Origin of the sequence: Pseudomonas sp. UW4, assembly GCF_000316175.1 — a bacterium.
GTDB classification, from domain to species: Bacteria; Pseudomonadota; Gammaproteobacteria; order Pseudomonadales; family Pseudomonadaceae; genus Aquipseudomonas; species Aquipseudomonas laurylsulfatiphila.
Genome location: NC_019670.1, coordinates 790,726 through 807,724, shown reverse-complemented (window position 1 = coordinate 807,724; position 16,999 = coordinate 790,726). Strand labels below are relative to the sequence as shown.

The 16,999-nt window shown below is 55.9% G+C and carries 10 protein-coding genes and 1 pseudogene; 6 read left to right on the top strand and 5 right to left on the bottom strand.

Features of this window, described 5'->3' with window-relative positions:
- The first annotated feature begins 124 nt into the window (after nucleotides 1–124).
- Both PPUTUW4_RS03435 and PPUTUW4_RS03430 read left to right on the top strand, forming a co-directional pair.
- Nucleotides 125–2,650 carry an AAA family ATPase gene (locus tag PPUTUW4_RS03435; protein ID WP_015093419.1) on the top strand — a complete coding sequence of 842 codons (2,526 nt, stop codon included), beginning with the start codon at nucleotides 125–127 and terminating at the stop codon, nucleotides 2,648–2,650.
- A 15-nt stretch (nucleotides 2,651–2,665) separates the two neighbouring features.
- Complete coding sequence (locus PPUTUW4_RS03430) at nucleotides 2,666–3,976, top strand: McrC family protein (protein WP_015093418.1); 1,311 nt, start codon at nucleotides 2,666–2,668, stop codon at nucleotides 3,974–3,976.
- A gap of 31 nt (nucleotides 3,977–4,007) precedes the next feature.
- Here PPUTUW4_RS03430 and PPUTUW4_RS03425 read toward each other — a convergent pair whose 3' ends face one another.
- The 5 genes from PPUTUW4_RS03425 to PPUTUW4_RS03405 all read right to left on the bottom strand — a co-directional run bounded on the left by PPUTUW4_RS03425 (nucleotide 4,008) and on the right by PPUTUW4_RS03405 (nucleotide 12,652).
- Entirely contained in the window at nucleotides 4,008–7,037 is a 3,030-nt protein-coding gene (locus PPUTUW4_RS03425) for a DEAD/DEAH box helicase (protein WP_041474980.1), read from the bottom strand.
- A 7-nt stretch (nucleotides 7,038–7,044) separates the two neighbouring features.
- Nucleotides 7,045–9,207: an EH signature domain-containing protein gene (locus PPUTUW4_RS03420; RefSeq protein ID WP_015093416.1), complete on the bottom strand. Its 2,163-nt coding sequence runs from the start codon at nucleotides 9,205–9,207 to the stop codon at nucleotides 7,045–7,047.
- Nucleotides 9,204–9,947, bottom strand: coding sequence for an OmpA family protein (locus tag PPUTUW4_RS03415; RefSeq protein ID WP_015093415.1), 744 nt, complete (start codon nucleotides 9,945–9,947; stop codon nucleotides 9,204–9,206). The genes PPUTUW4_RS03420 and PPUTUW4_RS03415 overlap by 4 nt, the downstream gene beginning before the upstream one ends.
- On the bottom strand, nucleotides 9,947–12,295 hold the full coding sequence (zorA, locus tag PPUTUW4_RS03410; RefSeq protein WP_041474979.1) for an anti-phage ZorAB system protein ZorA: 2,349 nt from the start codon (nucleotides 12,293–12,295) through the stop codon (nucleotides 9,947–9,949). The genes PPUTUW4_RS03415 and zorA overlap by 1 nt, the downstream gene beginning before the upstream one ends.
- Nucleotides 12,296–12,418: 123 nt before the next feature.
- The gene (locus PPUTUW4_RS03405; RefSeq protein WP_041474773.1) at nucleotides 12,419–12,652 is read right to left on the bottom strand and encodes a hypothetical protein; all 234 of its coding nucleotides are present in this window, start codon (nucleotides 12,650–12,652) and stop codon (nucleotides 12,419–12,421) included.
- Between the two features lie 1,267 nt (nucleotides 12,653–13,919).
- Between PPUTUW4_RS03405 and PPUTUW4_RS03400 the strand changes: the two genes are divergently transcribed.
- From PPUTUW4_RS03400 to PPUTUW4_RS03390, 4 genes and pseudogenes are all read left to right on the top strand, one after another.
- Nucleotides 13,920–15,320 carry a YfjI family protein gene (locus tag PPUTUW4_RS03400; protein ID WP_015093413.1) on the top strand — a complete coding sequence of 467 codons (1,401 nt, stop codon included), beginning with the start codon at nucleotides 13,920–13,922 and terminating at the stop codon, nucleotides 15,318–15,320.
- Nucleotides 15,304–15,662, top strand: a pseudogene (locus tag PPUTUW4_RS30580) (hypothetical protein). The gene PPUTUW4_RS03400 and the pseudogene PPUTUW4_RS30580 overlap by 17 nt, the downstream one beginning before the upstream one ends.
- Entirely contained in the window at nucleotides 15,640–16,620 is a 981-nt protein-coding gene (locus tag PPUTUW4_RS03395) for an integrase domain-containing protein (protein WP_015093412.1), read from the top strand. Before PPUTUW4_RS30580 ends, PPUTUW4_RS03395 begins: the two are co-directional and overlap by 23 nt.
- Entirely contained in the window at nucleotides 16,617–16,925 is a 309-nt protein-coding gene (locus PPUTUW4_RS03390; protein WP_015093411.1) for a hypothetical protein, read from the top strand. Before PPUTUW4_RS03395 ends, PPUTUW4_RS03390 begins: the two co-directional genes overlap by 4 nt.
- Nucleotides 16,926–16,999 lie beyond the last annotated feature (74 nt).

Sequence of the window (16,999 nt, the reverse complement as noted above, 5' to 3'; positions counted from 1 at the left end):
GTGATACTTGGGAGCAACAACATGACTCATTCAGATCTCATGCTCTAGGGCTTTTTTTGGAAATGATCGACAACACGCCACTTGCAAGTAAGCCAGCCCAAAGGACACGTAAGGTTAGAACACGATGAATGACTTCCAAAAAGAATACGCCCTGTGGGATGACTTCCTGTCTGTGTGGCCGGCCTCCCGACTGACCAGCATGACTCTGGACGAATACAGCCAGGCGGGCTCAAAGGACAGCTTCACCTACTGGATTGAATCGCGGCTCGATGAGCTTGGCAGCATTTGGGGCGGATCGGCGTTCAAGTTCGGCGTGTTCTCGCGCAAAGATACTGAAGGCAAGAGCTCGGACGCCAAGCTTTCCTATTCCGAATCGCACGGCTGGTACTCATCGCTAGGCACATCGGCAGAGGCTGCCTTCGAGAAAATCCGCAACTACGTGGCACAGGTAGCCGGCTGGGCCGCCAAGGGGGATCTAGAGGCTATTGAGTCCTTCGGGCTGCTGGGCGAGGCCTTCAAGTGGAAAATCGCTTTTCATTACCAGAACCGTCAGGCCCCCGTGATCGTGGACATTTTCAAGCGGGCACCACTGGCGGTATTCGTCAGCAGCAATGTAAGCCAGGGCATGGGCATGTTGCAGACAGCAACGCTCGGCAAACGCCCCGAAGGTCTGGGCATTCTGGAGTTCGGGCGACAGATATGGGAGGCATGGAGCCAGAAAAACCTGGCGATCTGGAAGCTATCGCACGGATTAGACGATTTCCCCTCAGAGGAGCGCAAGCAATACCTGCAGAGCGAATTGGGGGTGATGCACAGTGATACCGCCAAGGGGCAGGGCGAAAGCTTTCAGGAGGCTCCTGTCGGTAGCTTGTTCTACTTGTGCCACGGCAATGAGCGGCTTCACCTGGTCGGACAGTTCATCTCTGCCCCTGCACCGAGCTTGAAAGGGGATGGTTGGCTACAGCGCCGCTACAGGGTGTTGAAGCAGGGCATCAAACCTGGTGGTTACCAAGGAGGCCAGAAAGGCTGGACACCAAACTATCGCTCAACCTTCAAGCGAGTGCCTGCTCACGACCTACCTGAGTTCGAAAGCGCTTTGCTCAAGCCCTTCTTTGGCACAGATTTGGCCGAACTGGCGGCATTGGCTGGCGAGCCCATCGAAGATGTCAGCCGCCCCATCACAATGGCATTGCCCCCTACCCCTCAGGTACAGCATGTGGCCAATAAACCCGTCGCGGCCTGTTCCAACCGTCTCTACTACGGGCCACCTGGTACAGGAAAAACCTACACGCTGATGAAGTTGCTAAAGCGCGACTATCAAGAGCAGGTAACCTCAATTAGCACAGAGGAATGGCGCAGCCAGATTATTGCTGAAAAGATTGCTGCGCTGACTTGGTGGGAAGGCGCAGCCGCTGCACTGTATGACTTGGGCGGCCAAGCCAAAGTACCTGAGTTGGCCGAGCATCCGTTTATCCAAGCCATTGCAGATGCTAAAGGGCGCAGCAGCGGCATTAAGCAAACCCTCTGGGGAACTCTTCAACACCACACAATTCTTGAGTCGACAACGGTCAACACGAAGCTCCGCCTTGGATCAGCCGTTTTTGAAAAGTCGGCAAACTCCGTTTGGCAGTTTGCGGGGGACTGGCAGGAAGCATGTTCGGATCTCTTTGCACTTGTCGACAAGATCAAGCAAGGCCCAGAAGCTAACGATTCCGTTCAGCGCTACAGCTTCGTTACCTTCCACCAATCCTACGGTTACGAAGAATTTGTTGAGGGGTTGCGGCCAGTCTTGGCCGACGAAGCCAAAGAGGACGATGCCGGAGCAAGCCAGGTGGCATACAGGATCGAGGACGGGGCTTTCAAGGAGCTCTGCCGTCGCGCACGCAACACTCCGGACAAGCGCTTCGCGATGGTCATTGATGAGATCAACCGAGGCAATATCAGCAAGATATTCGGTGAGCTGATCACGCTGATTGAAGCGGATAAACGCGACCAGCTTGACGGCACCCCACCTCCGACCGAAGTAGTCCTTGCATACTCCGGAAAGCCATTTTCCGTACCTGCAAACGTTGACATCATTGGTACAATGAACACGGCTGATCGCTCGCTGGCCTTGCTTGATACTGCCCTGCGGCGCCGCTTCGATTTCGTGCCGTTACTGCCTGACACTCGGGCCGAAAAAGATCCCAGCGATCCACACAGCGCCCCCTTGGCTGGACTACTGGTCACCACAGGCACCACCACCATCGATGTGCGCTTGATGCTGGAACGCATCAATGAACGCATTGAGGCGCTTTACGACCGCGACCACTGTATTGGTCATGCGTATTTCACCTCACTGACCAATGTGGCTGATGGGGCGGCCCGCTTCGCCAAGTTGGCTGAGATTTTTCAGAAGCGTATCGTCCCCTTGCTGGAGGAATACTTCTTTGAAGACTGGCGCAAGATTCGGCTAGTGCTCGGTGACAACCAGAAACCTGATACGGCCCAGTTCATTACAGAAAGCGATTCGCACGAGCAGGATCTGAGCAGCCTTTTCGGTAACGATCATGGCCTTGATAGCTACGCCACCAAACGTCGTTACCAAGCGCAGGTCGCGGCATATACCGAACCTGCCGCTTATCTCGGCATTTACCAAGCCTCGACTTAATTAACAGGTACGGAAATGGCGGGCATATCGATCTTCGAGTTTGACACTCTGACGGCTTCCTCACCCAGCTCGACCAATATGGTCGGGCAGCGCAAGGTTTCTGACGAAGTTTTTGCCTGGCTGGAGACACAGGCATTACGCAGCACCGAAGCAGGTGAAGGGGCCTGGCTGCGCCTTACCCATCGGCACGGCCGCAAAGCCATTCAGGTGAACAGCTTTGTTGGGGTGATTCGCTGCCCTAATGGTTTCCAGATTGAAGTGCTGCCCAAGCTAGGCAAGACGAATGGCGAAGAAGAGGCACGGCACCTACTAATCGAGATGCTGCGCTGCCTTGGCTGTTTCCGCCACATACAAACTAGCAGCGCCCAATTGCTCGCCCGCCGCATGCCTCTACTGGAGGTGTTCATTGGTGAATTTTTGCGGGCGGTGGATCACACCATCAAGCGAGGCCTGTGCAGCGATTACCTTGCAGAGCAGGGCAACCTGTTTGCCCTGCGTGGCAAGCTGCACATGGCGGAGCACCTACGCCTCAATCTATGCCGTCGCGACCGTTTTTATACCGAATACGATGAGTATTCCCTCAACCGACCAGAAAATCGCCTACTACACGCCGCACTCAGGCGTGCATTGTCGTGGACTGCCTCACAGGCAAACCAGCAACTGGCACGGGAGTTATGCTTCGTGTTCACCGGCATACCTGAATCTGACCAGATCAACACGGATTTTGCGCAGGCACGACCAAATCGCGGTATGGCACATTACGATGCGGCATTGACCTGGGCGCGCCTGATTCTTCAGGACGAGTCACCACTCACCGGTACGGGTCCGCACAAGGCGCCATCTTTGCTCTTCCCAATGGAAGCAGTTTTTGAAGCTTTCGTAGCTAAGCACCTTGCCCGACAACTTTGCTCAGACTTCAGCCTGCGCCTACAGACTCGCAGCCTCAGGCTCGTCCGGCATAAGGAGCAGGACTGGTTTCAGCTCAAGCCTGATCTGCTGGTACAGTCGTTCAAGACCAACCGCTTGGTACTCGACACCAAGTGGAAGTTGGTTGATGCCAAGAAAGCCAACAGCAAGGAAAAGTACGGGCTAGATCAAAGCGACTTTTACCAGCTGCAAGCTTACGGCCAGAGCTATCTCGAAGGAGACGGCGATGTTGTACTGATCTACCCCAAGACAGAAATCTTCAGTCAGCCCCTAGCAGTTTTTGATTTTCCCAAGTCACCTGGTCTTCGCTTGTGGGTACTGCCTTTTTGCCTGCAAACCAAGCAGATGCTCTTGCCGACTTGCGGTAGCTTCACCCCGTTTTTCTCACCAAACACTTGAGCAGTCAAAGCTCAAGCCACGGGAGGCAGAGTCAAAGCCCCATGGATTGAACCATCTCACTCTCGCTAACCGCTTCAGGCGTCACGACCGCATCCTTTAGCATCAGCTTGCCTCGAAGTAGGCGATCCAAATGAACATCGAACGAATCAAATTGCGGGTGTCGTACAGCAGGAAGATGAATGTGCACGTCTTTCTTCTGACCAATTCGATAGACTCGGTCAGATGCCTGCGCTTCCTTTGCAGGGTTCCAGTGGCGCTCCAAGTGCACAACATGGTTGGCACCAACCACTGTCAATCCAACCCCTGCAGCTACTGGTGACATGATCATCACGTTGAAACCAGGCTTCGATTCGAAAACAGTGATCAGTTTCTTGCGAGTCAACTCGTCAGATTTCTTTGCAACTGCCGCCGTGTCACCATTGATAACTGCCACATCCAGTCCATAGATCTGGTCCAACCAAAGCTTCAGTATTCTCTGAAGCCGCTTGGTGACCATGAACAAAATGACCTTCTCTTCGTTCTGCCGGATACGATCAAGTAACTCCAGCAGCACTACCAACTTCCCCGACTGCGCCATGTTTGCGCGCGCCTCGCTGGCATTGCTGGCCATCAGTTTTGTTTCTTCGCGAAGACGCGGATGGAGTGAGATCTCACGCAACTGGGCCAATGCCGCCAGTGCAGTACCTCGCATGTCCTCGGTCGCACGTCGAGCACGAAAATCATTTAGTACTGCATCGTACGCCTGTAGCTGGGCACCCTTCATACAAACGGAAAGATGTGCCGCATGTAGCTGCTGGCCGCCCTTCGGCTGCTCCACACCGCTATAGATCGTCTTGCTGGGAAGCCCCTTCAGCTGATCTTCCTTGATGCGACGGAGCATAAACCTGCCGACGGCCTCGCGTAGCCCCGCGCCAAACTTCCGCCTTATCTCATCCTTTTCATCCTCTGCTGCGGACAGGATTGGTTTGATCCAGCTATCGCGGAACTGGCCCCATCCTCCGAGAATGCCTGGCTGCGCGGTGTCCATCAGGCACCAGAAATCTCCCAGGCTATTCTCGACCGGTGTGCCAGTTGCCAGCAGCTTGAAATCCGCCTTCAGTCCTTTTGCCGCTCGCGTCTGCGCAGCATTGGGATTCTTGATGTTCTGCGCTTCGTCGAAGATCACCAAGCCCCAGTCAATCCTGCACAGTGAAAACTGGTAATCCCTGAGTGTCTGATAAGTGGTCAGTACAAGGCGGCGATCCATGTCCAGACGATGTACCCCAGCCTCCGGGCCGATGGAAAGAGCGTAACGAATGGCATCGTCAGCCATCACTCCATCCTCATCAATCAGAGAAGCCAGCTGTGCCGATTCCCGCTCAGCCCCCTTGACCTTGAAGCGACTCAGATCCCTTCCCGACTGTAGTACCACGATGTCCCGGAAAGGGATGCCCTTGAAAGTTTGATTGACCTCATCCTCCCAATTCTCCAGGAGGCTTAAGGGAGCCACGACCAGAACTGGCTTCTGCGCACGTTCCGCAACTTTCTGACGGGCAAGGTATTCACCCACCGTCACCAATGACATGTAAGTTTTGCCAAGGCCCATGTCGTCGGCCAGCAGCCCCCCCTGAAGCCGGTATAGATCACCATGATCATCCTGAACTGCCGACTCCAGCAGCCCCAGCATCCATTCGACACCCTCCCGCTGGTGCGGGAACGGCTGGCGAGCATAGGCTCCCCAATTAGGCTCATGCGCTGGTTTGGCCTCACTTGCCTTACGCAGCAAAGCACTGTTTATCTCGTCGGCATCGTGCAGCAGTACGCTGACTCGCTCCTTCGGACCCACCGATGGTTCCTCATCAGAAGGTAAGTCGGTTTCCGGGTCTACCAGGGACCTCTCGACTGTCTTCAGCTGCTCATCGATTCGAACATGGTCGGAGATATCAATGACTTCTCCGGCGAAAATAATGCTGTCTGCGCCCTGCTCCTTGGCAGCCTTGTAGACTTCGTTGAAGCGCACCAAGTCCTCTTCGGATTGCACCAGGGTCGGAATGATCTCTGCGGGCGCCGGCCGTGAGTCAAGCGCGAACCAGTCATTCTTCCGATTGTCCAGGTCACCAAACTCCATGTGCTGGAGCTTGCCGATTCCGGTGACACGAATTGAGAAACCAAGATCGAGATTGACCAGGGCCGCATCCAGGAAAGCACTGGGAGTAGCGATGAATTCGGCCACTTTGTCAGCAGGAATACGCTTGTTACTCAGAACCTCCTTGATCGCCGCCATTTTCTGCGGCTCGAGAAGCACCACGCGATTGTCGATTCGCAAAACACCGCCATCGGCCCCTATATCCAATTGCGACCAGCGCTTCTCTAATTGGTCCGGCGTAGAGCCATCTCCCAAGCTGGGGCTGAGCATTAGGCTGCCATCGGGCAATCGAGTTGCAATGACACCGATATTTTCAGGCACCACCACATCCAGCCTGTCGAAATGGCTGAGGTCGATACGCATACCACTGCGAGCCGCAGTCTGCAGCTCGGCCATCATACGCAGGTTGGCTGCCTCCCCTCGTTGCTCGGGAAGCAAATTCTGATGGCGTTCCCAAGCCATCAAACCCATCAACTCGGCCGGGGTCAGTCGATAGGACTCTGTTGAAGTGAGAAAAAGCAGTGGCCCTTTGCGAGTGAAAGGTACTTCAACGGACTCGGAAAGAACCGCCAGATCAATGCGGAAACCGCTATTCCCCGTTCTACCACCGATCTTACTGGCGAAGGTCATGTTGAAGCGTCGCGGCAACCGAAGAATTTCCGCCTGCTCTTCATCCGTGCCTGCAACGTCCTCGGCAGCAACATGAAATCCATTGGCCAGGGGCTCAGCTATGCCCTGCTCCTGCATCATGCGCAGAACGACCATCTGGACCTTCTGCAAGGAATTTCCCTTTCCCTCCAACAACGCTGTATACGCTGTCTTGTCCAGATAGAAATTCACACCATCCGAGTCCGCCGCGTGGGAGAAGCCCTGCTGGTTACTTAGCGTTGCCCCCCCTTCCCCCAGCAAGCTTTTGAAGATGTCAGCTAGCCCCATGATCATCTCACTTCCCCGCCGGCTGGCGATCCAATGCCAAAGAAACTTCTTTTTTTACCGACCAGCAGAAGCTGCTGCTTTGCTCGCACGCACTCTTTAAGGGCCCATTGAGCACCCGATTAATTTCACGTGCATCGATCCCCAGCACATTTGCCGCGTGTCGAACCTTGTCCCCTGGGTTCTCTTTGAAATACCAGAGCACCTGTAACTCAAATACTCCAAGTCGCCCTAAGTCAATGGCTACAGGTGACCGATCTACTTTCGCCGCTACCGATGCTAAAGCGGTTTTACGCAGCAACGCATTGCCCTTGTCGGACAATGACCATTGGAAGGCACCATTTTGCTGTACGTACGTTGAAAGGCTTCCGCGGAGGCTGTCCTGAATCTCATAAAAGAACGCCTCATCTCCCTTTAAAGCCCGGCGGATTTCTCCCATCAAACTTCCTGGATGATCGGCCAGATAAGTCAAAATGGACAGCTGATTATCGGTCAGCTCCTTGTCGACGGTACCAGGCGCCCCCGAAGCGTGAACGTCTTCCGTCATTACACGTGGCATTACCACACGCTGCTCCACCACAGACGCAATCGTTGATGGCTTGGTGGCTAGGGCTAAATCAGGCGTTGTGCCTTGTTGCGCCAGGGGCTCAACTCGCGCTTTCTTCCAACCCACAACCGGCATGCCGTACTTGCTCAGATATGCCTTGTACTCAGATCGGCTCAGCAGCTTCTCGATATCCACTGAAATACCGTTTTCCGCCAGGAAGTCGAATACCTTGCGTTGCCAGGAGCCATTGTGGGTTACCGCCTCGTAGGGAAGAGTCGGGTAGGCAGCCTTGTACTGCCCCGGCAACGACGTGGTCAAATCGTAATGCGAAAACTGATTGCGTTCGTAAGACTTGATCCAGTGCCCAGGCTGGCCGAGATACACCCAGATCTTGAAGCTGTGTGACCCCTCGACCAGATGGAAATCGCCGCAGTCCAGATAGATCACAGCCTTATCGTTCATGATTGAGTCCATGCTCGCGAAGCTGGTTTTTACCTCGCCCCCGAGAATACGCTTTACGGAATGCTTGGCACTGCGACCGAGCATCAGCCTCGTGTGCCGGATCAATCCGAGCCTGAACAACCCCTCCAAAAACAATTTGCGCGCCGGGAACATTCGCTTGAGATCTTCCTTTCCCGATTCCAAGCCATACTGTTCGACTGCCTGCAGGAACAACCGCAAGTCCTCTTTGGACAGCCAGCCACAGACCTTGGCAATGCGCTCCTCGCCTAATGGCTTCCACCATTCACGGAAGTTCTGCGCTGAACTGGCAATTCGCGGGTCGCCGGCGAGAGTGAGGAAGAAGTTCTGCCAAGCGTCACCGGGATCGTCCCCCGCTCGGTCGATCATTATCTCCAGGGCGGCATGACCTATTCGTTTGTCGCCCTCATAAGGAGCCTTGCTCACCGAAGGTTTGAGCAACTCATCAAGCACGTCATCCCATTCTCCAGGGTGCAGCTGGCGTAGTACTTCGAGATAGTAGTGCGCGCGACAAATATCGCCATAACGCCCGACATCGAAGCCACTTAGACCAAGGGTTTCAAAGGTCTGGCCCAGCTCCTCCCCCTTACTGCGGACTGACTTCACCAAAATCAGTGGGCCATCAAGCGTCAGTAGCCACTCACCTTCCCGTCTAAGGGTTACGAGTGAATCACTACCGAATGCCTGGCGTGGCGCAGGCATTCGCTTTAGCTGGTCCAACAAATGAAGTTCCAATCGACCACGTAAGCTGCTTTCTGCCTGTTTTTCGCGCTCGTCCAAATGATCGAAATGGCGGAAGTACAGCTGGATCAACTGGATTAACGTCAGTCGGCTAAGTCGAGGCTTCTGGTGCTCAATCAGCACATCGAGCATTCGCGCATTGAACAGTCGGAAACCTACAACTTCGTCATGCAACCAGAGCCAAGTCAGCGCCCTCGCGCCAAGTCGACGCGTCAGCAACTCTTTAAGTCCGTCGAAACGCCCGCTGCCAGCCATGTCGCGAAATCGAGCGAGCATTCGTTCGAACGCACTACTCCCGCCCACCTTGGCCTTCATCCGATTGGCCTTTTCCACTAGCCGTACCCAACCCTCAATGACTGTAGGCGGCCATTCACCGGGGCGGTTGTCTATCGGCGGCAACTTCACTGGCCGGAATTCCCAAGCAAGGTTTTGACCGCCTCATAATCAGCACTCTGCGGCCGACGGATAGTGAAACGGATGTCAATGCGGCGGTTAAGCCGATAATCCTCTTCACCTCGTTGCTGCTTGCTCACGGGTCGAGTCTCTGCATAACCGCTAACTGAAAACAGAGGTTCGCCATCCTGGTTACTCAGCCGGTTCAGGCGCTCAGCCTCAGGTATCTCAGTGCTCCAGAATTGCCAGAGCGAGATTGCGCGAAACGTCGAAAGCCCCCAGTTACCTTTCCCCATGAAGCCAGGAAACGGACGGTTGTCCGTATGGCCTTCGATAAAAATGGTGTCGAGATAGTTGATGCGGTCATCCCGGCTAACCACCTGATTGATGACCTCACCAATCTCCAGTGCCGTTTGTTGATAACGCGGCTGGATCTCGTAAGCGCCAGTATCGAAGCCAAGTAATTCGTTGGGAATACGCAACACCGTATGGTTTTCACTAACCTCTACCTTGATGCCCCGCTGTCGCAGCTTCTCGACTGCTTCATCGAGAATCTGTTGCCGAACCGTTTCTGCCTTTTTCAGTTGCTCGACCTGCTGATCGAAGTCCGCGCTTTTCTCCATCAACTGAAGAATCAGAACAACCGAAGCGAGGATAAATAGCACTAGAAGGGCCGACATGATATCTACGAAGGACTTCCAGTACGGATCTTCATCCTCCATTGGAACGTCATTAGATTTACGCCAGCGCATCAGCGGGCCTCCAGCTCATCGACCACGTCGTTAATCACCTTCACTACGGCATGCATCTGGTTGGCAAAGCTCATGGTCTCTTTGTTCCACTGGTCCATGCGCTCATGCACCTGATCACGCACCTCGCTGGAATAATTGCGCAACCATTGTTCTGCTTGCTGCTCGATGCCTTGTACCTGGCTACGCAGCACCTCCCCTAGAGCCGTGAACTCGCCACGCACACCCGTGAGGAATTCCTGCTGATGGCTCCCCATCTCACCAAATCCGTTTCGCGCCTCGGTGGCAGCCTGTTCGAAGCGCTGTGCACTTTCCAGCAGGGCGCCTTGAAGTTGTGCCAACGCAGCGGCCTGGCTCTGTAAGTGCCCAGCCAGCTGAGCGTTCTGCTCACCCGCAGACTCGATACGATGCGTCACGCTCTCCAAGCGCTGGCCGAGCAATTCAGCCGCTTGGCGAACATTGGTCGAAAGCAGGCCGAGCTGGTTGGCACTACTATCCATATGCCGACTGCTGGCAGCGGCAGCTTCACTGGCTTGCTGTAGGCGGCCCATCAGTTGCAAATGTTGTTCGGTCATCTGCCTGCTCTGGTGCTGAGTCGCCTGAACGGCCGTGGCTATACCCTCAAGAAGCGCCTGTTGTTGCAGCGCCATGTTTTCCAACTGCTCGGTAAAACGTTGCTGACGCGATTGTTCGCGATGTTCCGCTTGCTGCCCATGACCTGCCATCTGCTCACTGAAGTTACCCAGCAACTTACCGACTGTGACTTCCAATGCCTGCTGCTGAGCAGAAGCGGTCTCAGCTATAGCGTTGATTTGCTGCTGGCTGGTTTGCCCTAGGCTACCAATCAATTGCTGCTGTTGGGCCAGTGAAGCGGCCTGTTGATGCTCGTGACGCTGGGCACGCTCTTGCTCACGTGTTTCTGCAGCGCCCATCTGCGAATCCAGTTGGGAGTTCATCGTCATCATCAATCGCGAGAAAACTGCCTCCAGACTCCTGTGTTGCTCATTGCCGGCCTCGGTCATGGCCTTCAGCTGCTCACGGCTGGCGCTGGCGGACTTCTCAAGCAACGCGGACTGGCTCGCACTGGCCTCGGCCAGAGTGCGTTCGAACAACAATTGGCGCTCCTCATCCCGTCTTTCGACGGAGCTGAGTTGTATGTCCAGTTGCCCCGTCAACCCGCTCATCAGCTCATTGAAACGCGTCTCCAATTGCTGCTGACGCTGATCAGCTGAATTGGATAGTTGCTTCAGCTGGTCCTGAAACTCTCCGCTTTGCTGACGGACGACTTCTTGTTGGCGACCCTGCTGGTCGCTCAAACTCTGGAACAGCTGGTTGAGTTGCTGCGTCATGCTACCCACGGCGGTGTTCACATCCGCAGCAGCCTGCTGCATCAGATTGCCCTGCTCACGCCCAGCCGAGGTCAGTCCTTGTGTGAAGTTGCTTACCAACTGTTCAAGCACTTGGGTGGATTGCTGACTGGTAGTGCTGACGAGCGTCTGAATGGCAGGTGCCATTATGTTGTTCAACGCATCGGTGAGTGCCGTCTGCATCGCCTCACTCATACCTACAAGGCTTTCCTGCAGGCGATCACCGATACGTTCGTGCAATTCCTGAAGGGCTTCCTTGCTTTCGCGACTGTAATCCGCGATATGTACCAGCGACTGCTCGGCAGGAATCAGTGGATACAGCGCGTCGATCTGGTGCTGAAGATCATGTATCCGACCTAACGCCCAGCGCTCGGTAATCTTCTCGATCAAGTTCAGCACTAGGCTAAACCCAACGCCCCATACCGATGCCATGAAAGCAACAGCTGCGCCCTGGATCATCACGGAGATTCCTGCCCGTAACTGATCTACTCCTCCGCTGCTGTCCAACTTCAGCTTAGACAGGCCGATGGTCAGGCCCACAAACGTGGCCAGCACGCCCAAACCGACCAATAAACCAGGCAGCGAACCGAAAAACCGACTTCCGCTCAGGCCCGGAGCCAGAGTGCGCGCATTGAAGAAATGCTCAGCATCGAGAGTGTTGAACAACTGTTTGTGATCACTAGAGCTAACCAGGCTGTCGTCAAACTCGTGCCACAGTACACCGACTCGCTTGACCTTGAGCCCAAGCGCTTTCTGCAAGGTCTCTCGACGATTCAGGGCCAGGTTTTCACGAATCTGTCCAGCGACAAGGGTGTTCAGCGCACGCATGCGCGCCCTAAAGCTCAGCCCGCTGCGAATCAAAGAGATGACCGAATAGGTGAAAAGTGCCGCCATGATCAACCAGAACACGACACCTAGGGCCTCGGTACTACCGCTCTTCAGCAAGGAAAAGTTGGGCAACAGGTGATTCAAGAATTCCATGATATCGGTCCAGAGGATCAGCGTAAGCAGTAAGTAAGCAGCCTTTTCAACCAACACATTGGTCAGAGGCTCACGCTTCTGACGATGTTTGGTTGAGGCGGGCGCAGGGTTAGTTGCAGAGTGGCGTTAGTTGATCAACCTTGGCGACAACAAGGTGTTATTTAGCAAGGGAGATGTTGAATTGCTCAACGCCGCCTCCCACAAAAAATTCAGATGCGACTTACCGCGCACGACGATACCGCCCTTGATCAAGCCGATTTTCTCTCGCACCGGCTTGCGCAGGCCCCATCTCCTATTGGTGATAGCCGGTGAGGTAAATTTGCTGAAGATGTCTCGTACCGAGAGCGACTTCTTGTCCATGCTGAATTCCTAGGGGGCGCGGCCGAGCCAGCCCATACGAGCGTTCAGGGGCAGCGAGAAGCTGAAAAACGGCTGGGAACGCGCATTCGGTCACGAGTTCATATAGGCCGCTAGTGTGTGACTGCGATCACAATAACCACCAGATTTTCGTGCGTAAAGGTCGACGACCGTTGAAATGGAACTATTTGAGCAGAAGACTGTCCCGACGAATATTGAACCCAATCGTGAATTGCCATTTCCCAGCCATCTCGCCCTTGATGACGACTCCCGAGCTTCACAACCCAATGCATGCCGATCCGTTAGGGTGGCGACAACGGCGACACTGGCGACAGACCGCGTGGCGTCTACATCATTCCCGTCGGAGTAGATGGCGACAGTCGCCAACGCCTCCCTGCTCTTAGCCTCTCCGGCTAAGTCCCTGAGCATGGGGAGGCTTCGCATCCCCATGCTCAGGGGCTAGCACTATAAAAGCGACAAACGGCCACTTTGCTAATGACTGCCACCGATCTCCAAAGCAGGCCAGACCATGTGCCTGGCAAATTTCCAGACGCTCTTCCCCGATTGACCCATACCCCTGCGACCGATAAAACAAAGCTTCAAAGCGCTGCCATCGGCAGCACCTAAGATGGCCAGAACCTTCAAGGTCATGCCGCTATCACGGTGGTTCATCCCTAAGTGCGATTCGCGCCCGGAGGCTCGCACAGTCATTCGCCAGAGTGATGGACGCCTACTTAACGATCCGCCTAGTGCGGCAACCCGCTAACCCTCAAGCCCTGCAGCAACGAGCCTGCCCGGCCAATTTTTTGCGCCAACCCTTCGCCCGTCTCTTTCTCCAGAAAAGAGACGGGCGCATCTCACACTGCTGCAGCCCTGCTCGCACGGGCCTTTGCGGCTTTCCCCCTCGTGACAATCGGCGTGACAAACGCCGCTGTCACCAGCAACAGCGCTGCAGATGATGGTGCCGCAGACCAAGGAATGGACTGCACCTGACTGACAGTCAGGCATGCCCCGGTCATCACATCGCTGCTTTACCCGACTCAGGATCTCGCGGCACTGGTCTCGTCAGCCAGTGCAGCCTCCACCCGCCCACCGGTATCGGTGTTCAGGAAGCCAGATCATGAGATGCCCATGCTCCCGGCCGTAAGGAGCCGTCAGTCCCGCGTGAGTGGACAAACCTCACAGGTCGCAGGGGCCTTGATCCCTGATAACACTCAACAACCGTGGCGGAATGAGTGAGGACGAAGCCGATCATCTCAGGAGAATGGCGATGCAACTGTGCGAAGCGTTCGAACCACCACAACCCCTGCTGGATTGCCAGCAGGCGCCACTGACCTACCCGGTCGAAGCACTCGGGGAACTGCTGGGCCCTGCGGTCGAACGACTGGCCGAGGTGATCGGCGTGCCCTGCGCTATGGCTGCACAATCGGTGCTGGCCAGCGCTGCTCTGGTGAGCCAGGGTCATGCCAACGTCCAACTCGACGGCCGAACTTATCCGCTGTCCCTTTACCTGCTGACGGTGGCGTCCTCGGGTGATCGCAAAAGCGCAGTGGATCATCTGGCCCTGAAAGCGGCGCGCGACTGGGAACGACAGCAGTGGACCCTGTATGCGGAAAAGCTCAAAGCTTATCGCGTAGCCAGCAGCATCATGGCCAAACCCAAAACCTCAACGGATCGCGCTGAGCCGAAAGGCGGTGAGCTGTCCGAGCCGGTACCGCCGAGGCTGATTATTGCCGAGCCGACCATTGAGGCCCTGATCAAAAGCCTGTGCCATGGCTTGCCCAGCATGGGCTTGTTCAATGATGAAGGTGGCCAATTCTTGGGCGGCAGCACCATGAGCAAAGAGAACTTGCTCAAGGCGATCACCACCTTGTCGACACTGTGGGATGGCAGCCCGATCGACCGGGCGCGCTCCATGGCCGGGGAAAGCCTGCGTGCCTATGATCGCCGCCTCAGCCTGCATTTGATGCTACAGCCTTACTTGGCCAACCAGCTACTCAAAGACCCGGCGATCAATGGCCAAGGCATCTTGGGTCGCTGCCTAATCAGCTGGCCCGAACGACTGGTCGGTCGGCGTTTGTACAAGGCAGTCGACTTGACGCGAGATGCCAAGGTCCAGCGCTACCAAACGCGGATCACCGCCCTGCTGCAAAAGCCCTGGTCGCTGCACCAGGATGGCTCACTCAATCCCGCCACCCTGGAGCTGACGCCCAGCGCTCGCACTACCTGGATTGATATTCACGACACCATCGAATGCCAGTCTGGCGAGTTCGGTGAGCTGGCGGGCGTCCAATCCGTCGCAGGAAAAGCGGCGGCCAATGTGCTGCGCATCGCCGGTGTGCTCGCGGTTATTGAAGATGCGAATGTAGTGAGTGAGGCCCATATTCAACGCGCCTCAACACTGATGGATTACTACCTGGCGGAGATCCAACGCCTGACAGAACAAGAGCCAATCAACACCTTACGTGAGGAAGCGGATCGACTGCTGCGCTGGCTGACGCAAAAAGGCTGGACCCAATTCACCATCCGCGATCTCAATCGCAACGGCCCTCGCTTTGCCCGCAAGAGTAGCCATCACACCGCCACACTGCTCGTCGAACTGATCACGCATAACTGGCTGAACAGTCGCGATGCCAAAACTTTCGAGGTCCGCCATGTTTCGCCTCAATGACGCGGTGCGCTGCTATCAGGCGCAACATCAATCGCAATCAGAAACACGGCGTGTCGCCGCCTCTGTCACCACCTTGTCGCCACGCGCTAGCCCAGGAATGACGCGGGTTGTCGCCGGCGTCGCCACAGTCGCCACCCCCCCCTAGACCCTGCCAACCTCGCCCGGCTGATCGAGCAACTGCGTGAGGAAGGGGCACTGCTGGAACACCAGGGGAACGCCCTCCTGATCCGCCCGACACACTGGCAGCAGGTGGATAGGTTCAGCCCCCATTGGAAAGCCCTGCTGCTCTTTCTGCAAACAAACGAAAACGGTGATGATGATGGCATTGGTCGGTCGGCGTGATGGTCGCAACTTTGGCTATGGCCGCCAGCTGAGCTATGCCGGCCCACAAGCGCTCAAGGATCTGTTTGCCGGTGGCCACTTCGCCACGGTCAAAGCGCATAGCGATCGTTGGCAAGCGTTCGTGCGTTGGTGTCGGTCAGAGGATGGCCCCGGTTACAACGATGCGCGCCAGATTGATCGACAGACGCTGCAAGACTACGCCGCTTACATGCGCCAGCAGATCCAGCAAGGTGAACTCTGCATCGCTACCGCGCAGAACCGCCTGAGCAGCGTCAACCGCACCCTCGCGGCGCTGCGCGGTGATCAGGACGTGAGGATCGCCAGCCCGAGTCAGGCGTTGGGTCAACAGCGCTCGAGCGTACGCACCTATGCGCCGGATGGCCTAGACCACCAACAAATGCAGCGAGTACTCGAGGCGCTCGGCGAACAGCAATACGAACGGGTGGCCGCGATTGTCCTGTTGGCTCGAACAACCGGTATGCGCCTGCGCGAAGCGATCCTGGCTGACCTGCCGCGACTGCACCGCGAAGCCGAACACTTGGGCCGTATCAACATCCAGGACGGCACCAAAGGTGGCCGCTCGGGGGCATCAGCACCGCGATGGGTCATAGCCAATGAAGCGGTGAAGGCGGCGCTGCAGTTTGCTCGTCATGCTGCACCGACCGGCAGCCGCAACTTGTTGGCCCGAAACGAAAGCTATGCCGCGTTCCTGCAACAGACAGTGCTCCCCACCCGCGAAACGCTGCATAAACAAGAGCTGAAGGGTTTTCATGAGCTGCGAGCAGCCTACGCCTGCGAGCGTTACGAACAACTCACCGGCCACGCTGCACCGGTCAATGGTGGCCACTGCTATCGCATTGACCCCGACCTGGATCGACAGGCGCGCCAACAAATCAGCCTTGAGCTCGGACATAACCGGATCGATGTCATTTCGGCCTACATTGGAGGTCGAGCGTGACCAAACCCTTCAATATGGCGCTGTTCCTGAGCGGCGTACTGACTGGCTCGAAGGTCACACAGCAGCGTCACCTACGGCAAGCTCGAGTCATGCAAGCGGCCATTCAACAGCGCTGGCAACGTGATAATCCTTGGACTTGGCAACTCAAGCATGTGCGCTGGTTTCTCACCCAGTATCTGAAAGACCATGCCAACGCTACGCGGTATTACTATCTGCTCACCGCCCTATTGATCTGGGCGCGATTAGGAAACGAACGAGAACTGCTCGTCGGTCGCTCGAGTAGTCATAAGCAGACAGCGTTCTAGGCTCACTTGTGTCCTACCTTACTCTTGTCCGTCACCCATGCAGAAACAGCGCGTGCCTTTGCGCTGCCAAGAGT

Bases quoted from the DNA above. Each gene is read 5' to 3' on its own strand.
- PPUTUW4_RS03405 (WP_041474773.1), bottom strand. From the start codon at position 12,652: ATGGACAAGAAGTCGCTCTCGGTACGAGACATCTTCAGCAAATTTACC.
- PPUTUW4_RS03415 (WP_015093415.1), bottom strand. From the start codon at position 9,947: ATGCGCTGGCGTAAATCTAATGACGTTCCAATGGAGGATGAAGATCCG.
- PPUTUW4_RS03425 (WP_041474980.1), bottom strand. From the start codon at position 7,037: ATGGGGCTAGCTGACATCTTCAAAAGCTTGCTGGGGGAAGGGGGGGCA.
- PPUTUW4_RS03430 (WP_015093418.1), top strand. From the start codon at position 2,666: ATGGCGGGCATATCGATCTTCGAGTTTGACACTCTGACGGCTTCCTCA.
- PPUTUW4_RS03435 (WP_015093419.1), top strand. From the start codon at position 125: ATGAATGACTTCCAAAAAGAATACGCCCTGTGGGATGACTTCCTGTCT.
- PPUTUW4_RS03395 (WP_015093412.1), top strand. From the start codon at position 15,640: ATGGCATTGGTCGGTCGGCGTGATGGTCGCAACTTTGGCTATGGCCGC.
- PPUTUW4_RS03400 (WP_015093413.1), top strand. From the start codon at position 13,920: ATGCAACTGTGCGAAGCGTTCGAACCACCACAACCCCTGCTGGATTGC.